The 17,638-nt window shown below is 64.7% G+C and carries 18 protein-coding genes; 8 read left to right on the top strand and 10 right to left on the bottom strand.

Annotation, left to right across the window (positions count from 1 at the left end; translation table 11 throughout):
• Nucleotides 1-39 precede the first annotated feature (39 nt).
• A complete protein-coding gene (locus tag EN857_RS19620; RefSeq protein WP_126054363.1) occupies nucleotides 40-471 on the top strand; it encodes a CBS domain-containing protein in 432 nt (143 codons plus the stop codon).
• 60 nt (nucleotides 472-531) lie between these two features.
• On the opposite strand, the gene EN857_RS19615 is transcribed toward EN857_RS19620, so the two are convergent.
• Nucleotides 532-789 carry a YjhX family toxin gene (locus EN857_RS19615; protein ID WP_127286790.1) on the bottom strand — a complete coding sequence of 86 codons (258 nt, stop codon included), beginning with the start codon at nucleotides 787-789 and terminating at the stop codon, nucleotides 532-534.
• A gap of 282 nt (nucleotides 790-1,071) precedes the next feature.
• Here EN857_RS19615 and gatB point away from each other — a divergent pair, with 282 nt between their 5' ends.
• Together gatB and EN857_RS19600 are read left to right on the top strand one after the other, a co-directional pair.
• Complete coding sequence (gatB, locus tag EN857_RS19605) at nucleotides 1,072-2,571, top strand: Asp-tRNA(Asn)/Glu-tRNA(Gln) amidotransferase subunit GatB (protein WP_127286789.1); 1,500 nt, start codon at nucleotides 1,072-1,074, stop codon at nucleotides 2,569-2,571.
• A 4-nt stretch (nucleotides 2,572-2,575) separates the two neighbouring features.
• Entirely contained in the window at nucleotides 2,576-3,064 is a 489-nt protein-coding gene (locus tag EN857_RS19600) for a GNAT family N-acetyltransferase (protein ID WP_128346591.1), read from the top strand.
• A gap of 54 nt (nucleotides 3,065-3,118) precedes the next feature.
• Here the strand turns inward: EN857_RS19600 and panC are convergent, their stop codons facing one another.
• Both panC and panB read right to left on the bottom strand, forming a co-directional pair.
• The gene (gene panC / locus EN857_RS19595; RefSeq protein WP_127287309.1) at nucleotides 3,119-3,973 is read right to left on the bottom strand and encodes a pantoate--beta-alanine ligase; all 855 of its coding nucleotides are present in this window, start codon (nucleotides 3,971-3,973) and stop codon (nucleotides 3,119-3,121) included.
• Nucleotides 3,970-4,809 (bottom strand): 3-methyl-2-oxobutanoate hydroxymethyltransferase, encoded by an 840-nt coding sequence (panB, locus tag EN857_RS19590; protein WP_127392476.1) that lies wholly within the window; start codon nucleotides 4,807-4,809, stop codon nucleotides 3,970-3,972. The genes panC and panB overlap by 4 nt, the downstream gene beginning before the upstream one ends.
• 225 nt (nucleotides 4,810-5,034) lie before the next feature.
• Between panB and EN857_RS19585 the strand changes: the two genes are divergently transcribed.
• The 3 genes from EN857_RS19585 (at nucleotide 5,035) to EN857_RS19575 (ending at nucleotide 6,567) form a co-directional block, all read left to right on the top strand.
• Nucleotides 5,035-5,433, top strand: a complete 399-nt coding sequence (locus EN857_RS19585) for an NADH:ubiquinone oxidoreductase subunit NDUFA12 (protein WP_127287276.1) — start codon at nucleotides 5,035-5,037, stop codon at nucleotides 5,431-5,433.
• Nucleotides 5,434-5,558: 125 nt separating this feature from the next.
• Complete coding sequence (locus EN857_RS19580) at nucleotides 5,559-6,095, top strand: DUF2155 domain-containing protein (protein ID WP_127287275.1); 537 nt, start codon at nucleotides 5,559-5,561, stop codon at nucleotides 6,093-6,095.
• Nucleotides 6,096-6,180: 85 nt separating this feature from the next.
• On the top strand, nucleotides 6,181-6,567 hold the full coding sequence (locus EN857_RS19575) for a hypothetical protein (protein ID WP_127287277.1): 387 nt from the start codon (nucleotides 6,181-6,183) through the stop codon (nucleotides 6,565-6,567).
• Between the two features lie 11 nt (nucleotides 6,568-6,578).
• Here the strand turns inward: EN857_RS19575 and aat are convergent, their stop codons facing one another.
• The 6 genes from aat to EN857_RS19545 all read right to left on the bottom strand — a co-directional run bounded on the left by aat (nucleotide 6,579) and on the right by EN857_RS19545 (nucleotide 11,925).
• Nucleotides 6,579-7,196, bottom strand: a complete 618-nt coding sequence (aat, locus tag EN857_RS19570; protein ID WP_127287274.1) for a leucyl/phenylalanyl-tRNA--protein transferase — start codon at nucleotides 7,194-7,196, stop codon at nucleotides 6,579-6,581.
• A 28-nt stretch (nucleotides 7,197-7,224) separates the two neighbouring features.
• Complete coding sequence (gene accC, locus EN857_RS19565; RefSeq protein ID WP_127392477.1) at nucleotides 7,225-8,568, bottom strand: acetyl-CoA carboxylase biotin carboxylase subunit; 1,344 nt, start codon at nucleotides 8,566-8,568, stop codon at nucleotides 7,225-7,227.
• 8 nt (nucleotides 8,569-8,576) lie between these two features.
• A complete protein-coding gene (gene accB / locus EN857_RS19560; RefSeq protein ID WP_127286058.1) occupies nucleotides 8,577-9,044 on the bottom strand; it encodes an acetyl-CoA carboxylase biotin carboxyl carrier protein in 468 nt (155 codons plus the stop codon).
• Between the two features lie 26 nt (nucleotides 9,045-9,070).
• On the bottom strand, nucleotides 9,071-9,505 hold the full coding sequence (gene aroQ / locus EN857_RS19555) for a type II 3-dehydroquinate dehydratase (RefSeq protein WP_127310732.1): 435 nt from the start codon (nucleotides 9,503-9,505) through the stop codon (nucleotides 9,071-9,073).
• A gap of 145 nt (nucleotides 9,506-9,650) precedes the next feature.
• On the bottom strand, nucleotides 9,651-10,454 hold the full coding sequence (locus EN857_RS19550) for a DsbA family protein (RefSeq protein WP_127392479.1): 804 nt from the start codon (nucleotides 10,452-10,454) through the stop codon (nucleotides 9,651-9,653).
• Between the two features lie 61 nt (nucleotides 10,455-10,515).
• Nucleotides 10,516-11,925, bottom strand: coding sequence for a M48 family metalloprotease (locus EN857_RS19545; protein WP_127392480.1), 1,410 nt, complete (start codon nucleotides 11,923-11,925; stop codon nucleotides 10,516-10,518).
• A gap of 134 nt (nucleotides 11,926-12,059) precedes the next feature.
• Between EN857_RS19545 and EN857_RS19540 the strand changes: the two genes are divergently transcribed.
• Complete coding sequence (locus tag EN857_RS19540) at nucleotides 12,060-13,208, top strand: aminotransferase class I/II-fold pyridoxal phosphate-dependent enzyme (protein WP_127392481.1); 1,149 nt, start codon at nucleotides 12,060-12,062, stop codon at nucleotides 13,206-13,208.
• A gap of 10 nt (nucleotides 13,209-13,218) precedes the next feature.
• Nucleotides 13,219-14,148, top strand: a complete 930-nt coding sequence (locus EN857_RS19535; RefSeq protein ID WP_127392482.1) for a glutaminase — start codon at nucleotides 13,219-13,221, stop codon at nucleotides 14,146-14,148.
• A 109-nt stretch (nucleotides 14,149-14,257) separates the two neighbouring features.
• On the opposite strand, the gene EN857_RS19530 is transcribed toward EN857_RS19535, so the two are convergent.
• Nucleotides 14,258-17,218: a ribonuclease E/G gene (locus tag EN857_RS19530; RefSeq protein ID WP_135858404.1), complete on the bottom strand. Its 2,961-nt coding sequence runs from the start codon at nucleotides 17,216-17,218 to the stop codon at nucleotides 14,258-14,260.
• Nucleotides 17,219-17,638: the final 420 nt, after the last annotated feature.

Genomic DNA, 17,638 nt, shown 5'->3' with positions numbered 1-17,638 from the left:
TCAGGGCAGGAACCGGCAGCAAAAGCTGAGGAGGACGCCATGACTGTTAAGGCAATTCTCGAGAAGAAGGGCCATGACGTGTTGACGCTCGGGCCGAACGAAAAGCTGAGCGAGGCCATTCGCATCCTGACCGAACACAGGATCGGCGCGCTGGTCATCACCAATGGCGACCACAAGATCGTCGGCATCCTCTCCGAGCGCGATATCGTGCGCGTGCTGGCCAAGGAAGGTGCTGCGGCGCTCGATATTGCGGTGCGTTCGGCGATGACGCCGAAGGTGAAGATCTGCAACGAGAACCACACCGTCAACGAGGTGATGGAGATCATGACCAAGGGCCGCTTCCGCCATCTGCCGGTGGAAAAGGACGGCCTGCTCTATGGCATCGTGTCGATCGGCGACGTCGTCAAGCGTCGCATCGAGGATGTCGAGCGCGAGGCCGAGGAGATCAGGGCCTATATCGCCACCGCCTAGCGGACGCACAGACGATCCGCCGGCCGCTGCCGGTCGGCGGAAGTTGAGGCGCGAACGCCTCTATCTGTTGTCGAGTTCGGCGCGTACGAGTTCGAGCCCGCGCCGGGTGATGCGGTAGGGGCCGCCGCCCGACGAGGACACCGCCTTCTTCCGTCTCAGTTTTCGAAAGAGCTCGAGATCGACGCCTGGGTAGCGCCAGCCGTCGCGGGTCAGGCATTGGACCGAAGCGATCTTCTTACTGGCATTCTTTTCCATTTCGATGCGCCCGCCCTGCGCGAGCAGGTGCAGGATGCGCTGTTCAATGCGCGAAATGTCCATCTGGAGAATTCCCGGGAAAACAACAAAAGCCGCCGCCGCGGGATTTCGCGGCACGGGGTTTCAGGTTTTGTCGCCCTGCCTCGCTACGAGGTCAGGGCCTTACCGGGACTGAGCGTAAGTGGACATCCACTCTCCATTGGATGGACGTCCTATAAGCGAAGGCGGCCGAAAAGGCCAGCATGCGGGCTTTGCGCTTGCCTGATGGAGCGGATTGCACTAGCGAAGGCCAACACCCAAATTCGCGAAAATCGCAAATCTCGCGAGCCAGAAGCGCAGGCCACCATGAGCATCATCGATACCCGCACGCCCGACGCAAAACGCCTGATCCCCGGCGCCACCGGCGACTGGGAAGTCATCATCGGCCTCGAAGTGCATGCCCAGGTCACCTCGGAGGCCAAGCTGTTCTCCGGGGCGGCGACCTCTTTCGGCGCGGCGCCCAATGCCAATGTCAGCCTGGTCGACGCGGCGATGCCCGGCATGCTGCCCGTCATCAATGAGGAATGCGTCAAGCAGGCAATCCGCACCGGCCTCGGCCTGAAGGCCGAGATCAATCACAAGTCGGTCTTCGACCGGAAGAACTATTTCTATCCGGACCTGCCGCAGGGCTACCAGATTTCGCAGTTCAAGCAGCCGATCGTCGGTGAGGGCAAGGTCATCGTCTCGGTTGGCCCGGACCGGCAGGGCGAGTTCGAGGACATCGAGGTCGGCATCGAGCGGCTGCATCTGGAGCAGGATGCCGGCAAGTCGATGCACGACCAGCATCCGACCATGTCCTATGTCGATCTCAACCGTTCCGGCGTGGCGCTGATGGAGATCGTCTCCAAGCCCGACATGCGCTCGGCCGACGAGGCCAAGGCCTATGTGACCAAGTTGCGCACCATCGTGCGTTATCTCGGCACCTGCGACGGCAACATGGACGAAGGCTCGCTGCGCGCCGACGTCAACGTCTCGGTGCGCAAGCCGGGCGGCGACTTCGGCACGCGCTGCGAGATCAAGAACGTCAACTCGATCCGCTTCATCGGCCAGGCCATCGAATACGAGGCGCGCCGACAGATCGCCGTCCTCGAGGATGGCGGCAAGATCGATCAGGAAACGCGGCTGTTCGACCCCAACAAGGGCGAGACGCGTTCGATGCGCTCCAAGGAAGAGGCGCATGACTACCGCTATTTCCCCGACCCGGATCTTCTGCCACTTGTATTCGACCAGGCCTATGTCGACGCGCTGGCCAAGGACCTGCCGGAACTGCCGGACGACAAGAAGGCAAGGCTGATAGCGGCGCTCGGCCTGTCGACCTACGACGCCTCGATCCTGGTGTCGGAAAAGCCGATCGCCGACTATTTCGAGAAGGTGGCTGCCGGGCGCGATGGCAAACTCGCCGCCAACTGGGTCATCAACGATCTGCTCGGCGCCCTCAACAAGGCCGGCAAAGACATCGAAAACGCTCCGGTTTCGCCCGAGCAGCTCGGCGCCGTCCTCGACCTGATCAAGGAAGGCACGATCTCCGGCAAGATCGCCAAGGACCTGTTCGAGATCGTCTGGAACGAGGGCGGCGATCCGCGCGCGCTCGTCGAAAGCCGCGGCATGAAGCAGGTCACCGACACCGGCGCCATCGAGAAGGCGGTGGATGAGGTGATCGCCGCCAATCCGGACAAGGTTGAGCAGGCGCGCGCCAAGCCGACCATGGCCGGCTGGTTCGTCGGCCAGGTGATGAAGGCGACCGGCGGCAAGGCCAATCCGCAGGCCGTCAACGACCTGGTCAAGGCCAAGCTCGGCATCGAATAAAGCGATGTTCGTCCGTACCGCCAGCGAGCGCGATCTTGTTGCGATCCGCGCGCTGCTGGTCGAGACGTGGCACGCGACCTATGACGCCATCTATGGCGTCGAAAGGGTGACGGCGATCACCGACGACTGGCATTCGATCGCCTCGCTGAAGGCGCGGCTGACGCGGCCGAACTCCGAATTCCTGGTCGCCGACGACGGCAAGCGGCTCGGCGGCATGGCTTTCGCCGCCGCCACCACCGACCCGAAGATTGTCCTCCTGCACCAGCTCTATGTGCACCCGGCCTGCCAGCGGCAAGGGATCGGCACGGCCTTGCTCGACGAGATCGAGGTCAGCTTTCCGGAGGCGAACAAGCTGCGCCTCGAAGTGGAAGAGGTCAACGCGGCGGCAATCGCCTTCTACCGATCGCAAGGCTTTGCGTCCGCCGGCAAAACCGCCGATTGCGGCGGCGGATCAGGGCTGCCGGCACTTATCCTGGAGAAGGCGCTCGGATAGTCACCGCGGGGGCAGCGCCGCGGGCGAAAGGTATGACCGGGCGCCTCAGGGCGGCTACATGCTGGCAGGGATTTCCAAGTTGTCGATCAGCCTGGTCGTGCCGAGCCAGGCGGCGGCGAGCAAGCGGCCTTCCCGATCGCGTCGCCAGGGAGCGAGTGTCAGGCTTTCGCGCGCGGCGACATAGTCCACCTTCTGGAAGCCTGCCTCGATGAGCGCCTGCCGGGCCTCGGCGGTCGCGCCGGCTTCGTCGGCGCCGGCTGCGAGCGCGGCCGCCGTCCGACGCAGAACCACGTTGAGCTGGCGCGCCACCGCAAGGCCTTTCTCGTCGAGATAGGCGTTGCGCGAGGACATGGCGAGGCCATGCGCGTCGCGGACCGTCGGCGCGCCGATGATGTCGACGGGCAGGTCGAGATCGCGGCAAAGCTGTCTGACGACGCAAAGCTGCTGATAGTCCTTCTCGCCGAAGATGGCACGGTCGGGAGCCGCCTGCAGGAAGAGCTTGGCCACGACGGTGGCGACACCGTCGAAGAAGCTCGGCCTGAACTCCGATTCCAGGCCGGAGGAGGGGCCGCCGACGGAAATCCTGGTGGCGAAGCCGGCCGGGTACATCTCCGCGACGCCTGGCGTGAAGGCGAGATGCGCTCCGGCTTCGGCCAGCCGGTCGAGGTCGCGGGCAAGTTGGCGCGGATATTTGTCGAGGTCTTCCGTCGGCGCGAACTGCGCCGGATTGACGAAGATCGAGACGACGCAGCGCTCGGCGCTTGCAAGCGCCATCCTGACCAGCGAGATGTGGCCGTCATGCAGCGCGCCCATGGTCGGCACCATGGCGATGCCGAGGCCCTCGCGCCGCCAGTCGCGGATTTGCTCGCGAAGGGCGGAAACCGTTTCGACGACGATCGGTCGGCTCATACGTTGTCCTTATCGGGTGTGGCGGCAAAGACGTGGTCCGGGCCGGGAAAAGTGCGGTCGCGCACCTCCGCCGCGAAGCGGGCGGCGGCGTCCGAGACGACATCGCGCAGGTGGGCATATTCCTTGACGAATTTCGGCACGCGGTCGACGGTCAGGCCGACCATGTCGTCGGTGACCAGGATCTGGCCGTCGCAATCGGGGCTGGCGCCGATGCCGATGGTGGGAATGGCGATGGCGCGGGTAAGGTCAGCCGCGACGCTTTCAACCGTGCCCTCGATGACGACGGAAAAGGCGCCGGCCTTTTCCACCGCTTCGGCGTCGCGGAACAGGGTCGCGACATTGTCCTCGGTCCGGCCCTTGATCTTGTAGCCGCCGTCCTTCTCCACCGATTGCGGCTGCAGGCCGATATGGCCCATGACCGGGATGCCGCCGGCCACGATCGCGGCGATCTGCCGGGCCATGTCGACGCCGCCCTCCAGCTTGACCGCCTGGCAGCCCGTTTCCTCGACGATCCGCCGCGCCGAAGCGACGGCCTCAGCCGCCGAAGTCTCATAGCTGCCGGCCGGCATGTCGACGACCACGCAAGCCCTGGTGGAGCCGCGCATCACGGCCTGCCCGTGCGCGATCATCATCTCCAGCGATGCGCCGAGCGTGGTCGTGTGGCCGTGCAGCACCATGGCGACGCTGTCGCCGACCAAGAGCAGGTCGACGTGAGGATCAAGCAGGCGGGCGACGGGATAGGTATAGGCGGTCAGGCTGACGATCGGCACGCCGCCCTTGCGACGGCGAATGTCGTCGGCGCTGATCCGGCCACTGGCGGGCGGGTCTTGGACCAATCTTCACCTCCCTCAGCCGGCACCGACCAGGCGCCCGTTGGCGGGCGAGCAGAGCTTTAGAAATATGGGAACTGCTTGGCAAGCATGGCTGCGACCGCCCGCGCCGCTGTATCGATTTAGCGCACGAACCATTTACATTGCGGCCACGGCAAAACCCTTGCCTTCGCGGTTACCTGACGCCATAAGCAGGATAAAGGCGCTGCCGCTGCCGCCGCGAGGACTTGGATGAAAACTTTCCTTACGCAGTTTTTCACCTGGTGGAACAGCCAGACGCTGGGAACGCGCTTCCACACCTGGCGCCACGGCAGGAAGGTCGGCCAGGACGAAGCCGGCAACGTCTATTACGAGGGCGGCATCGATTCGGAAGGCCGCACCCGTCGCTGGGTCATCTACCGTGACTACTCGGAAGCCTCGAAGATCCCGCCGGGCTGGCACGGCTGGATCCATCACCGTGTCGACGTGGCGCCGCCGAGCGATGACTACCGGCCGCGCGAATGGCAGAAACCGCACCAGGCGAACCTCACCGGCAGCCCCGCCGCCTACCGTCCGAAGGGCTCGGTGCTCACCAACCAGCATCGCCCGCAGGTGACCGGCGACTATGACGCCTGGACGCCCGGTTCGTAATCCACGGTCAAGGTGCTGATCGGTCCTTTGTCGCCACAATTGACGTTTAGCTGCTTGCTGATCTGAAAACGGCGACTAGCCTTGGCGTGAAAGAATCACCCGGGCGCAACCACCGGTATCCTCGCATGAGCATCTTTAGCCGAATCTCGATGGGCGCCGTGGCGGCGGCAGCAGCCGCTCTCGCCCTCTGCACGGTGACGTTTGCAGCCGCGCAGACACAGGCGGCGCCGGTGGCTGCCGACCGCATCACCAATCCGGTGGCCGAGTTCGCGGGCATTGACAAGATCACCGGCCGCATCATCACCTTCGATGTCTATATCGACGAGACGGTGCAGTTCGGCGCCCTGCAGGTGACGCCGCGCATCTGCTATTCGCGGCCGGAGACCGAGGAACCGAAGACTGATTCCTTCGTCGAGGTCGACGAGATCACGCTCGATCGCAAGATCCGCCGCATCTTCACCGGCTGGATGTTCGCCGAGAGCCCCGGCCTCAACGCCGTCGAGCATGCGGTCTATGACGTCTGGCTGAAGGGCTGCAAGCAGAAGTCGGACGTGCCGCCGCCCGAGGCCGCCAAGACCGGTGCGTCACAGGTCGATACGTCCAAGCCGAAGGCCGCCGCCGCTCCGGCTGCGACCGAGCCGGATAGCGGCGAGGCCAACTGATCCAACAGCAGATTCGGGGAACCGCTTCGTTCGCCACACGTTGGCAAAGAGCGATTGCGCACTGTTGCGCATGGAGGATCTTGCGATGTCAGCAACCAAGCACATGACGGCCAGCAAGAAGGAATTGCTTGACCTCGAAAGGGGATTCTGGACCGGCGATGCGGCCTACTATGCGGCCAACGCCGATGCCGAATGCCTCGTGGCCTTTCCGGAGATGGCGCATGCGATCAGCAATGCCGATCTGGCTAAAACCGCCAGCAAGCCACGTCGCTGGCGCGATCTCGACATCGACCTAAAGGGCATGGTGGAACCCGGCAGCGACATTGTCATGCTGACCTACGAGGCGCACGCGACGCGCGAGAATGGCGAAATCTACAGCGCGCTGGTCAGCACCGGCTACGTGCATCGCACCAATGGCTGGAAGATGATGTTCCATGCGCAAACGCCGATAGAGGCTTCAGCAAAAGGCTGATCGCTACGGCTTCATGGCGAGAAGATGGCCTCGCCCTTCAAGGCCTCGGCCAGCATCTTCTCATATTGGCCGCGCGGCACGTCGACGGCGCCGAAGCGCTTGAGGTGCTCGGTGGTGAACTGGGTGTCCAGCAGCGCGAAGCCGCGCGCCTTCAACCGCTCGACCAGGTGATAGAGACAGGTCTTGGACGCGTCCGTTTCCTTGGCGAACATGCTTTCGCCGAAGAACACGCGGCCGAGCGAGACGCCGTAGAGGCCGCCGACCAGCCGTTCCTCGCGCCAGGCCTCGACCGAATGGCAATGGCCGAGCCGATAGAGATCGACATAGGCCTCGCGGATCGGCGCGTTGATCCAGGTCGAGCGGCGTTCCTCTCGCCTTTCGGCGCAGCCGTCGATCGTCGCCTCGAAATCGAAATCGTAGCGGATCTCGAACGGGTGCTTGCGGATCGTCTTCTTCAGGCTGCGCGGCGTATGAAAGCCGTCCAGCGGTATGATCCCGCGCGTTTCCGGCCGCACCCAGAACACTTCCGGATCGCTGGCACTTTCGGCCATCGGGAAGACGCCCGACGCATAGGCCTTCAGCAACAGGTCGGTCGGGATGCGATAGCCGGGCGCATAGGGACGGGTCATCGCGGCATTATAACTGCAAGCTCAGCGGCTATTCCTCTTTAGCCAGATATTTTTCCAGCCAGTGGATGTCGTAGTCGCCATTGGCGATGTCGGGGTTGCCGACCAGGTCGCGGAACAGCGGCAGCGTCGTCTTTATGCCGTCGACGACGAATTCGTCCAGCGCCCGGCGCAGCCGCATCATGCATTCGACGCGGTTGCGGCCATGCACGATCAGCTTGCCGATCAGGCTGTCGTAGTAGGGCGGGATCTTGTAGCCGGAATAGACGCCGGAATCGACGCGGATGCCGAGCCCGCCAGGCGTGTGGAAATGGGTGATGGTGCCCGGCGAGGGCGTGAAGGTGCGCGGGTCCTCGGCATTGATACGGCATTCGATGGCGTGGCCGTTGAACTTGATGTCCTCCTGCCGGACCGAGAGACCGCCGCCGGAGGCGACACGGATCTGCTCGTGCACGAGGTCGATGCCGGTGATCGCCTCCGTCACCGGATGCTCGACCTGCAGGCGGGTGTTCATTTCGATGAAATAGAACTCGCCGTCCTCATAGAGGAATTCGATGGTGCCGGCGCCGGAATAGCCGAGATCGGCGACGGCCTTGGCGCAGATGCCGCCGATGCGCGCGCGTTCCTCGGCGTTGAGCGCGGGCGAATTCGCCTCTTCCCAGACCTTCTGGTGGCGGCGTTGCAACGAGCAGTCGCGCTCGCCGAAATGGACGCCGCGGCCGGCGCCATCGCCGAACACCTGCAATTCGATGTGGCGCGGCTTCTCCAGGTATTTTTCGATATAGACGGCGTCGTCGCCGAAGGCGGCGCCGGCTTCCGACTTTGCCGTCTGCAGGGCGATCTCGAGGTCGGCCTCGCTGCGCGCCACCTTCATGCCGCGCCCGCCGCCGCCGGCCGAAGCCTTGATGATGACGGGGTAGCCGATCTCGGCGGCGACGCGCTTGGCTTCCTTCTCTTCGCTGATCGCGCCGTCGGAGCCGGGAACGACCGGAATGCCCAGGCGCTTTGCGGTACGCTTGGCCTCGATCTTGTCGCCCATGATGCGGATGTGGTCGCCGGTCGGGCCGATGAAGGTGATGTTGTGGGCGGCGAGGATGTCGGCGAACTTGGCGTTCTCCGACAGGAAGCCGTAGCCCGGATGCACCGCGTCGGCGCCGGTGATCTCGCAGGCGGCGACGATCTGGTGGATGTTGAGATAGCTGTCGCGTGACGGGGGCGGGCCGATGCAAACGCTCTCGTCGGCCAGCCTGACATGCATGGCGTCGGCGTCGGCCGTCGAATGCACCACCACGGTCTGGATACCGAGCTCCTTGCAGGCGCGCAGCACCCTGAGGGCGATTTCGCCGCGATTGGCGATGAGGATCTTCTGGAACATTCCCGGCTCTACTCGATGACGACGAGAGGCATGCCGTATTCGACCGGCTGGGCGTCCTCGAACAGGATCGCGGTCACCGTGCCGGCGCGCGGCGAGGGGATCTGGTTCATCGTCTTCATCGCCTCGATGATCAGCAGCGTCTGGCCCTCCTTGACCTTCTGGCCGATCTCGATGAACGGCTTGGCGTCGGGCGAGGGCGCCAGGTAGGCGGTGCCGACCATTGGCGAGGGCACCGCGTTTTTCGACTGGTCGGCGGCCGGCGCCGCGGCGGCCGCCGCCGCGGACTGCGCCGGGGCTGCCGCCGGCGCATAGGCGGCCGCGGGAGCCGCCACCGCGTGCACTGTCTGCGCCTGCCGCGACACGCGCACCTTCAGGTCACCGAGCTCGACCTCGATCTCGGTGAGGTTGGTGTCGTTCAGTATGCCCGCCAGATCGCGGATCAGCTGCTGGTCAACACCGGTCTTCTTTATAGACATTTTCGAGCCTTCTGTTTGTTGGCCGGTCACAGGCGTGCCGCCAGCGCCTGCAGCGCAAGCGTGTAGCCGAGCGGCCCGAACCCGCAGATCATGCCGACGGCGACCGGCGCGACCATGGAGACGTGGCGGAACGGTTCCCGCGCATGGATGTTGGAGAGATGGACTTCGGCGACGGGCAGCGGCGCGACAGCGCGGATGGCGTCGTGAATGGCAATCGAGGTGTGGCTGTAGGCGCCCGGATTGATGACTATGCCAGCAGCCTTGTCGCCGGCTTCGTGGATCCAGTCGACGAGGTCGCCCTCATGGTTCGACTGACGGAAATCGATCTCCAGCCCAAGGTCGGCGCCTGCCTTCTTGCAGTCGTCGGCGATGGCGGCAAGCGTCTTGCCGCCATAGATGCCGGGCTCCCGCTTGCCGAGCGCGTTCAGGTTGGGACCGTTCAGGACGAAAACCGTTTTCAAGAATGCCGACCTTTCCCGGCGCCGGCCCCAAGCCGGCGCACTGGGCCTCTATAATGGGCATAGACGCCCGCGAAAAGAGCGCAAGTGCGTTCTTTCGCTGTCCACAACAGGCGGAAAACCGCCTGCCGCAAGGGCCCGACTGGGGTCAGAGCGCGGCCTTCGCCGCCTCGATCTTTTCGGTCAGGACGTTCTTTCCGAGGGCGCCGAACACCACCTCGTTGCCGACCACATAGGAGGGGGTGCCGGTGATCGACAGCTTGGTGGCAAGATCATAGGTGCGGGCCAGCGCCTCGTTGATGCTGGGATCCTTCATTTTCTCGCGCAGCTTGGCCTCGTCGGCGCCAAGCGAGACCGCGGTCTTGATGGCGATCGACTCGGTGGCGCGGCCCTGGCCGCCGAGCAGCGCGGTGTGGAAAGCGCCATACTTCTCCGGCATCATCAGGTGGAAGGCCATGGAGACGACGCTGGCCTTCTGCGAATCCGGGCTGAGGATCGGGAATTCCTTGAGCACGAAGCGCAGGTCAGGGTCGGCCTTGGTCAGCGCCTGCATGTCCTCGATGGCGCGTTTGCAGAAGCCGCAATTGTAATCGTAGAACTCGACGATGGTGACCTTGCCGTTCGGGTTGCCGACGATGCCGTCGAAGGTGGAGTTGAAGATCTCGTCCTTGGCGTTCTTGATGACGCCGAGGGCGGCAATGCGCTGCTCTTCCTTCTGCTTGGCCTCGAGCGCGTCCTGGACCTCGAGCAGCACTTCCGGGTTCTTCAGCAGATAGTCGCGGATAATGCCTTCCACTTCCTTGCGGTCGATTTTGGTGTCCGGGGACGCGGCCTCGGCGACTTGCGCCGTATCGGCCTTTGCCACCTGCGGATTTCCGGCGGCGAAGCCGACCGCCAGCATGGCGAGGGCCGCCACCGCCCCCGTCGTGCCAAGCAGGATTGCCTTGTTCATGATCCTCGATCCCTTTTTTGCCTGTTGCGGTCGCTTCAGTCGCCTGGCGCGGCCGGAAGGTTCACTTGGTTTTGCCCGAAGGCGCGTAGTTTATGATATCCTGGGCGCGAAGCCAGCCCGGCTCGCCACGCTTCATCTTCTGCTGCGCGCGCATGGCGAAGATCTTGGCGTTCCTGTAGTCGCCGGAATAGAAATGGCCTTCGGCGGTGGCGAGATCGGCCGCCGGAATCTCGCCGAGCTCACCATAGGCCTGCGCCAGGTAACGGTAGCCGGCGGCATTTTCCTTGTCGCGTCCGAGACCGTTGCTGATCTGCGCGGCCGCCTTCTTGAGCGATTCCGGGGTGCCGATCGCCATCAATGCCTGGCCAAGCGAGACCGGCAGCAGTCCCGATTTCGCCGGATCGAGGCTGACCGCCTTGGCGTAGGCGTCAGCGGCGTCCTTCGGCTTGTTCGCCTTCATCAGTATGTCGCCGCGCAACTCCTGGAAGTAAGGGTTCTTCGGCTGTTCCTTGATCAAGGCGGCGGTCTTGGCGAGCGCGGCATTGAGGTTGCCGTACAAATAGGCGATCTGCGCATCGCCATAACGCGAGGCAAGGCTGCCCGGGTTCTTGCGCATCAGACGCGAGGCGGCCGCCTGTCCCTGCATGTAGACGGCGATCTTGATGCGCATCATGTCATGCCGCTGCTGCAGCGCCGGCGGATCGAGCTTGTTGACGTAGGGGCTTTGCTTGACCAGCGTTTCGAGGTTGGCGATGCGCTCCTGCGGCATCGGATGGCTGATGCGGTAAGGATCGACCTGGGTGCCGGACAGCGACAAGGCGCTCTGGAAGCGGGAGAAGGTCTTCAACATGCCCATGCCGGACTGGCCGGTGGCGTTGAGATAGGTGATCGCCGAGCGGTCGGCGGTCGTCTCCTCGGTGCGCTGATAGGCGAGGATGCTGCGCTGCGCCATCTCGCCGCCACCCGCCGCGACACCCATGCCGGCGCCGGCGAGGCCCCGGCTGTTGGTGGTGGCGCCGGCCACGATGGCGCCGGCGCCGAGCAGCGTGGCGATGATCGCCATCGTCTTGGCGCGCTCCAGCTGGTCGCGCAGCTTCTGCTGGTGGCCGCCGGCGATATGGCCGGCTTCATGGGCCATGACGCCGATGATCTCGTTGGGCGTTTCCGCCGTCATCAGCGCGCCGGTGTTGATGAACATGCGGCGCCCGGTAACGAAGGCATTGAAGCTCGGATCGTTGACCAGCACGATGTCGATGCCGTCATTGGCAAGGCCCGCCGCCTTGAAGATCGGCCGCGCGTAGTCGCGAACCAGCGCCTCGATCTCGGCGTCGCGCACGATAGGCACGTTTTGCGCAAACGCGCTGACCGAGCCGGAGATCGCGACGGCGGCGGCAAGCAAAAGCGAGACGAAGCCGCGCGCGGTTCCTGCAATGGTCGATCTGGCAGTGGTCGATCTGGGTCGGCTCAACATGACAGGTCCACTGGTAGACGAGCGGGCGAAGGATGAAAAGTCGGCACCGAAAACTTCCTGCGCTTGTGATCCCCACATCAATCGGGCATTTGTGCGGCGCGGCCAGGGCGGATCCTGGCGTGTTGGATTTGAAAATGGTTGTTTCGCTTTCGCGCCGTGGCGAGGTCGAGCCGTTCCACGCCATGGACATCCTGGCCGAGGCCAACCGGCTGAAGGCGACCGGCGTGCCGGTGGTTTCGATGGCGGTCGGCCAGCCGTCTGACCCGGCACCTTCAGGTGTGCGGCAGGCCGCCGCCGCGGCCTTGAAGGTCGGCCGTATCGGCTACACCGATGCGCTGGGCCTGGCGGACCTGCGCCAGGCGATCGCCGGGCATTATGGCGAACATTACGGCCTCGATGTCCCGGCCAGCCGAATCGCGGTCACCACAGGGTCGTCCGCGGCCTTCAACCTGGCTTTCCTGGCGATGTTCGACCCGGGCGACCGCGTCGCCATCGCCGCGCCCGGCTATCCGGCCTATCGCAACATCATGGCCGCGCTGGGCATCGAGATCGTCGAGGTCGAGCTTGGCGGAGATGCCTATCTTCATGCCGAGCATCTGAGAACCGCGCACCGCGAAAGGGCGCTGAAGGGGGTGCTGTTCGCCAGTCCGGCCAATCCGACCGGCGCCGTAATCCCGGCCGACGAGCTCGCCGCGCTGGTTTCGACGGCGGAAGAACTCGGCATCGCCGTTATTTCCGACGAGATCTATCACCGGCTCGCCTATGCCGCGCCGGACACGACGGCGCTCGCCTACGGTTCGGGCGTGACGGTGATCAATTCCTTCTCGAAATACTATTGCATGACCGGCTGGCGCATCGGCTGGATGGTGCTGCCGGAAGCGCTGGTGCGCCCGGTCGAGCGCGTCGCCCAGAGCCTCTATATATCGCCGCCGGAACTGTCGCAGATCGCCGCGATCGAGGCGTTCAAGGCGACACAGGAGCTGGAAGCGGTGAAGGCACGCTACGCCTGGAACCGCGAGCTGTTGATGAAGCGCCTGCCGGAACTGGGCTTCGCGCTTGCCGCACCGATGGACGGCGCCTTCTACGCCTTCTGCGACGTCACAAGGCACACCAATGACAGCATGGCCTTCGCGCGTCGCATGCTTGCCGAGGCGCATGTGGCGGCAACGCCCGGCCGCGACTTCGATCCGCTTCAAGGCCATCGCACAATGCGCCTTTCCTACGCCGGCAGCCACGACGACATGGTCGAGGCGATGGCGCGCATCGAGCGCTGGCTGAAATAGCGGGGACGTCATGCCGGAACTCGAACAGGCGCTCGCCGAAGTCGCCGCCGAAATGGCCGAGCGCACTGACCGTGGCGACGTCGCCACCTACATCCCGCAGCTTGGCAAGGTCGACCCGAGGAAGTTCGGCATCGCGGCGGCCACCAATGACGGCCGCGTGCTGCTTGCCGGCGACGCCGAAGAAGCCTTCTCCATCCAGAGTATTTCCAAGGTGTTCACGCTGACGCTGGCGCTCGGCAATGTCGGCGATGCGCTGTGGCAGCGTGTCGGACGTGAGCCGTCGGGCAATCCGTTCAACTCGATCGTTCAGCTCGAGCATGAGAACGGCATTCCGCGCAATCCGTTCATCAATGCCGGCGCCATCGTCGTCTCGGACATATTGCTGGCCGGCCACCAGCCGCGCGAGGCGATCGGCGAAATCCTGCGCTTCATCCAGTTCCTGGCCGACGACGAGACGATCATCATCGACCGCGAGGTCGCGGCCTCCGAACGCGCCACCGGCTACCGCAACTTCGCGCTTGCCAACTACATGAAATCCTTCGGCAATCTCCACCATGCGCCGGAACTGGCGCTGGGCGTCTATTTCCATCACTGCGCCATTGCCATGAGCTGCCGGCAACTGGCGATGGCCGGTCGCTTCCTGGCCAATGGCGGCAAGAACCCGGCAACCGGACATTCGGTGGTGTCGGCCGAGCGGGCGCGCCGCATCGGCGCGATGATGCTGACCTGCGGCCACTATGACGGCTCCGGCGATTTCGCCTTTCGCGTCGGCATCCCCGGCAAGAGCGGCGTCGGCGGCGGCATATTGGGGATCGTGCCGGGCGTCGCATCGCTCGCCGTCTGGTCGCCGGGCCTCAATGCCAACGGCAATTCCAAGCTGGGCTCGATCGCGCTGGAGAAGCTGGCGAGGATGATGAACTGGTCAATCTTCGCGCCTTAGCGCCGACGGATCCTAGCGCCCAGAAGATCCTGGCGCCCAAACAAAAATCCCGCGTCGTGCACGACGCGGGATTTTCTTGTCAGAAAGTCAGTCCAAGCAACTGAAAAGCTTAGAAGAAGCCCTTGCGCTGCCACCAGCCGGCGCGCTTCGGCTTGTCCTCGGCCTTGGCCTCGTCGCTGACGCTTGACGAGATCACCGGCACGACGGGAGCATCCACCGCCGCCGGCTTGCGCCGGTTCGAGCGGACCGATGCTTCTTCCTCGGACGCAGCCGGAGCGGTGGCGGCTGGCGCCGGCTCGACCGGTGCCGGGTCCTTGACCGGGGCTTCCGTCACGACCTCTGCCACCGTCTCGGCGGCAACTGCCTCCACGGCCTTCTTCGATCTCGATGCACGCTTTGGCTTCTTTGGCTTCTCGGTGCTTGGCGCGTCGTCATTGGCGGGAGCAGGCACGGCCGGCTCCTCGACGGGCGCGGCTGCCACCGGTTCGGCCGCGACAGCCTCGGCTTCCGGCGCGTCGGCCTCGACGCCGTCGGCTTCCTCGCCGGCAGCCGCGTCAACGCCTTCGCCCTCTTCGCGACGATTGCGCTTGCCGCCGCGCTTGCCGCGCCGGCGCTTCTTGCCGTGACCGTCATCCGCTGCCTCGGCAGCCTCGGCAATGCCGACCGGAGCCTCGTCGCCCGCTTCGATCGCTTCGTCGCTTGCAGTGGCGGGAACGCCATCGGCAGGAGCCGGAGCGGAAACAGCGTCCGCATGGGCGCCATGCTCCCGTTCGCCGTGTTCGCGATCGCGATCCTTGCCGCCGCGCCGCCGGCGGCGCTTGCGGCGCTTGCGGTCACGGCCTTCGCCGTCCTCGCCGGACCTCGGCTGAGGTTGCTGCTGCTGGGGATGGCGCGGCTGTTCGGCCTGGGCGGCGGGTGCCTCGTCTTCGTCCTCGATGACGATCTCGTCCTCGGGCTCCTCCGGCTCGACATAGGTCGGCAGGCTGCGCGCTTCGACGAAGCCCTCCGGCTTTTCGGCGATCGCGCCGCGGAAGATCGCATAGTGCTGCGCGCCGACCGTATCGTCGGCCTCGATGGTGATGGTCAGGCCGAAGCGGCTTTCGAGCTCCACCAGCGTGCCGCGCTTGTGGTTGAGCACGTAGAGCGCGGTCGCGGACGGCGTGCGCACCGTGATGTGGCTGCGCGAATCCTTGAGCAGGAATTCCTCGATCGCCCTGACCACCATCAGCGCCACCGAGGAGTCGGAACGCACATGGCCGGTGCCACCGCAATGCGGGCAGGGCTTCATGGTCGATTCCAGCACGCTGGCGCGGATGCGCTGGCGCGACATCTCCATCAGGCCGAAATGCGAGATGCGGCCGACCTGGATGCGGGCGCGGTCGTTCTTGAGGTGATCCTTCAGCCGCTTCTCGACGGAGCGGTTGTTGCGGTTCTCCTCCATGTCGATGAAGTCGATGACGATCAGGCCGGCAAGGTCGCGCAGCCTGAGTTGCCGGGCGACTTCCTCGGCCGCTTCCAGATTGGTGTGGAGCGCGGTGTCCTCGATCGAGTGCTCCTTGGTGGAGCGGCCCGAATTGACGTCGATGGAGACCAGCGCCTCGGTCTGGTTGATGATGATGTAGCCGCCGCTCTTCAGCGTCACCTGCGGCTGCAGCATGCGATCGAGCTGCGCCTCGATGCCGTTGCGCACGAAGATCGGTGTCGTGTCGCGATAGGGCTGAACCACCTTGGCGTGGCTCGGCATCAGCATGCGCATGAAGTCCTTGGCCTCGCGATAACCGTCCTCGCCGGAGACCAGGATCTCGTCGATGTCCTTGTTGTAGAGGTCGCGCACCGAGCGCTTGATCAGGCTGCCTTCCTCATAGACCAGGGCAGGGGCCGTCGACTGGAGCGTCAGGTTGCGGACATTTTCCCAAAGCCGCATCAGATACTCGTAGTCGCGCTTGATCTCGGCCTTGGTGCGGCTCTCGCCGGCGGTGCGCAGGATAACGCCCATGCCCTGCGGCACTTCGAGATCGGCCACGACCTCCTTCAGCCGCTTGCGATCCTGGGCGTTGGTGATCTTGCGCGAAATGCCGCCGCCGCGCGCCGTGTTCGGCATCAGCACCGAATAGCGGCCGGCCAGCGACAGATACGTGGTGAGCGCGGCGCCCTTGTTGCCGCGCTCTTCCTTGACCACCTGCACCAGAAGGATCTGACGGCGCTTGATCACTTCCTGGATCTTGTACTGGCGGCGCACCGGCTTGCGGCGGTTGCGGACTTCTTCCAGCGCATCCTCGGCGCCGACCGATTCGATCTCGTGGTCGTCGGGATGCGAGGACTGCACCTCTTCCAGCATGCCGCGGTCGTCGTCGCTCGAAGGCGCTTCGCCATTCTGTTCGGGTTGCGGAACGGCCTCGGAAATCACATCGGCGTCGACGCTGGCGGCGATCGAGGTGGGGCCGCCCTCCAAAGATTCGCCGGTGTCGTCAGAAGCGGCCTCATCGCCATGCCCGGCAGCGCCTTCGTCCTGGCCGCCTTGCTCTGTCTCGGCCTCAGTGCTGACTTCGATGGTCTCGGCGACCGCCTCGACGACGTCTTCGCCGCCTTCGCCAGCAACTGAGGCGTCCTCGCTGCCTGCCGCCTCGCTGCTTTCGCCGTTCTCGTCCGAACCAGCGGCGCTCGCCTCGCGCTTGTGCTCGCCGCGATCGCGGTTCTTGCCGCCGCGCCGGCGGCCGCGCCGGCCGCGATCGCGGGCCTGGTGCTCCTCGCCGTCACCGTCCTCATCGTCGTCGTCCTCGGCCTCCTGCGCTTCCGCGCGCAGCAGCGCCTGACGGTCGGCGACCGGGATCTGGTAGTAGTCGGGATGGATTTCGCTAAAGGCGAGGAACCCGTGACGGTTGCCGCCATATTCGACAAAAGCTGCCTGCAGGGACGGTTCGACGCGCGTTACGCGGGCGAGGTAGATGTTTCCTTTGAGCTGCTTCTTGTCCTGTGATTCAAAGTCGAATTCTTCAATACGGTTACCGCGAATGACGACAACGCGTGTTTCCTCCTGGTGGGAGGCGTCTATCAGCATCTTGTTGGGCATTATTTCGTTTCCCCCCGGCAGCCGCCAGCCGCAGCCTGCGGGGCAAAGCCCGCTGCTTCGGTCCTGGGTAAACATGGGTGCCGGACAATTGAACGTCCGCCGGCCGCCGCTTGAGCGCCATGGCGGTGCCGCCCGCAGCCACAATGGCGCGGTTCGTTGCGGACCTTTCCATGATTGCGCTTGAAGCCATCGGCACCAGCAGAACCTTTTGAACCAAAGCCCGGACGAACCGGACCAGCTTGTTTGCTCATACAGAGCCGGCACGGGACAACCCGGCCGTTTTCCTCACGCAGGCGATTCCCCCGCCACGGGCGCACGCCTGCGAAATTCGTCGCGATCACCTGAAGCCTTTTCGCTGGAAGCGAAAGGAGCCGCCTTTCATCTGACCTGTAGCAGGAAGCTGCGGAGGAAGCGGTTCCA

This window comes from Mesorhizobium sp. M4B.F.Ca.ET.214.01.1.1 (assembly GCF_004791545.1).
Classification (GTDB): domain Bacteria; phylum Pseudomonadota; class Alphaproteobacteria; order Rhizobiales; family Rhizobiaceae; genus Mesorhizobium; species Mesorhizobium abyssinicae.
This window is presented reverse-complemented; position numbering and strand designations above follow the sequence as displayed.

Excerpts from the sequence above, each read along its gene's own strand:
- aat (WP_127287274.1), bottom strand. The coding sequence starts at position 7,196 with ATGACCCGTCCCTATGCGCCCGGCTATCGCATCCCGACCGACCTGTTG.
- EN857_RS19540 (WP_127392481.1), top strand. The coding sequence starts at position 12,060 with ATGGTTGTTTCGCTTTCGCGCCGTGGCGAGGTCGAGCCGTTCCACGCC.
- EN857_RS19575 (WP_127287277.1), top strand. The coding sequence starts at position 6,181 with ATGTCAGCAACCAAGCACATGACGGCCAGCAAGAAGGAATTGCTTGAC.
- EN857_RS19545 (WP_127392480.1), bottom strand. The coding sequence starts at position 11,925 with ATGTTGAGCCGACCCAGATCGACCACTGCCAGATCGACCATTGCAGGA.
- EN857_RS19580 (WP_127287275.1), top strand. The coding sequence starts at position 5,559 with ATGAGCATCTTTAGCCGAATCTCGATGGGCGCCGTGGCGGCGGCAGCA.
- panC (WP_127287309.1), bottom strand. The coding sequence starts at position 3,973 with ATGAGCCGACCGATCGTCGTCGAAACGGTTTCCGCCCTTCGCGAGCAA.
- EN857_RS19535 (WP_127392482.1), top strand. The coding sequence starts at position 13,219 with ATGCCGGAACTCGAACAGGCGCTCGCCGAAGTCGCCGCCGAAATGGCC.
- EN857_RS19620 (WP_126054363.1), top strand. The coding sequence starts at position 40 with ATGACTGTTAAGGCAATTCTCGAGAAGAAGGGCCATGACGTGTTGACG.
- EN857_RS19600 (WP_128346591.1), top strand. The coding sequence starts at position 2,576 with ATGTTCGTCCGTACCGCCAGCGAGCGCGATCTTGTTGCGATCCGCGCG.
- gatB (WP_127286789.1), top strand. The coding sequence starts at position 1,072 with ATGAGCATCATCGATACCCGCACGCCCGACGCAAAACGCCTGATCCCC.
- accB (WP_127286058.1), bottom strand. The coding sequence starts at position 9,044 with ATGTCTATAAAGAAGACCGGTGTTGACCAGCAGCTGATCCGCGATCTG.
- EN857_RS19585 (WP_127287276.1), top strand. The coding sequence starts at position 5,035 with ATGAAAACTTTCCTTACGCAGTTTTTCACCTGGTGGAACAGCCAGACG.
- accC (WP_127392477.1), bottom strand. The coding sequence starts at position 8,568 with ATGTTCCAGAAGATCCTCATCGCCAATCGCGGCGAAATCGCCCTCAGG.
- EN857_RS19530 (WP_135858404.1), bottom strand. The coding sequence starts at position 17,218 with ATGCCCAACAAGATGCTGATAGACGCCTCCCACCAGGAGGAAACACGC.
- EN857_RS19550 (WP_127392479.1), bottom strand. The coding sequence starts at position 10,454 with ATGAACAAGGCAATCCTGCTTGGCACGACGGGGGCGGTGGCGGCCCTC.
- EN857_RS19615 (WP_127286790.1), bottom strand. The coding sequence starts at position 789 with ATGGACATTTCGCGCATTGAACAGCGCATCCTGCACCTGCTCGCGCAG.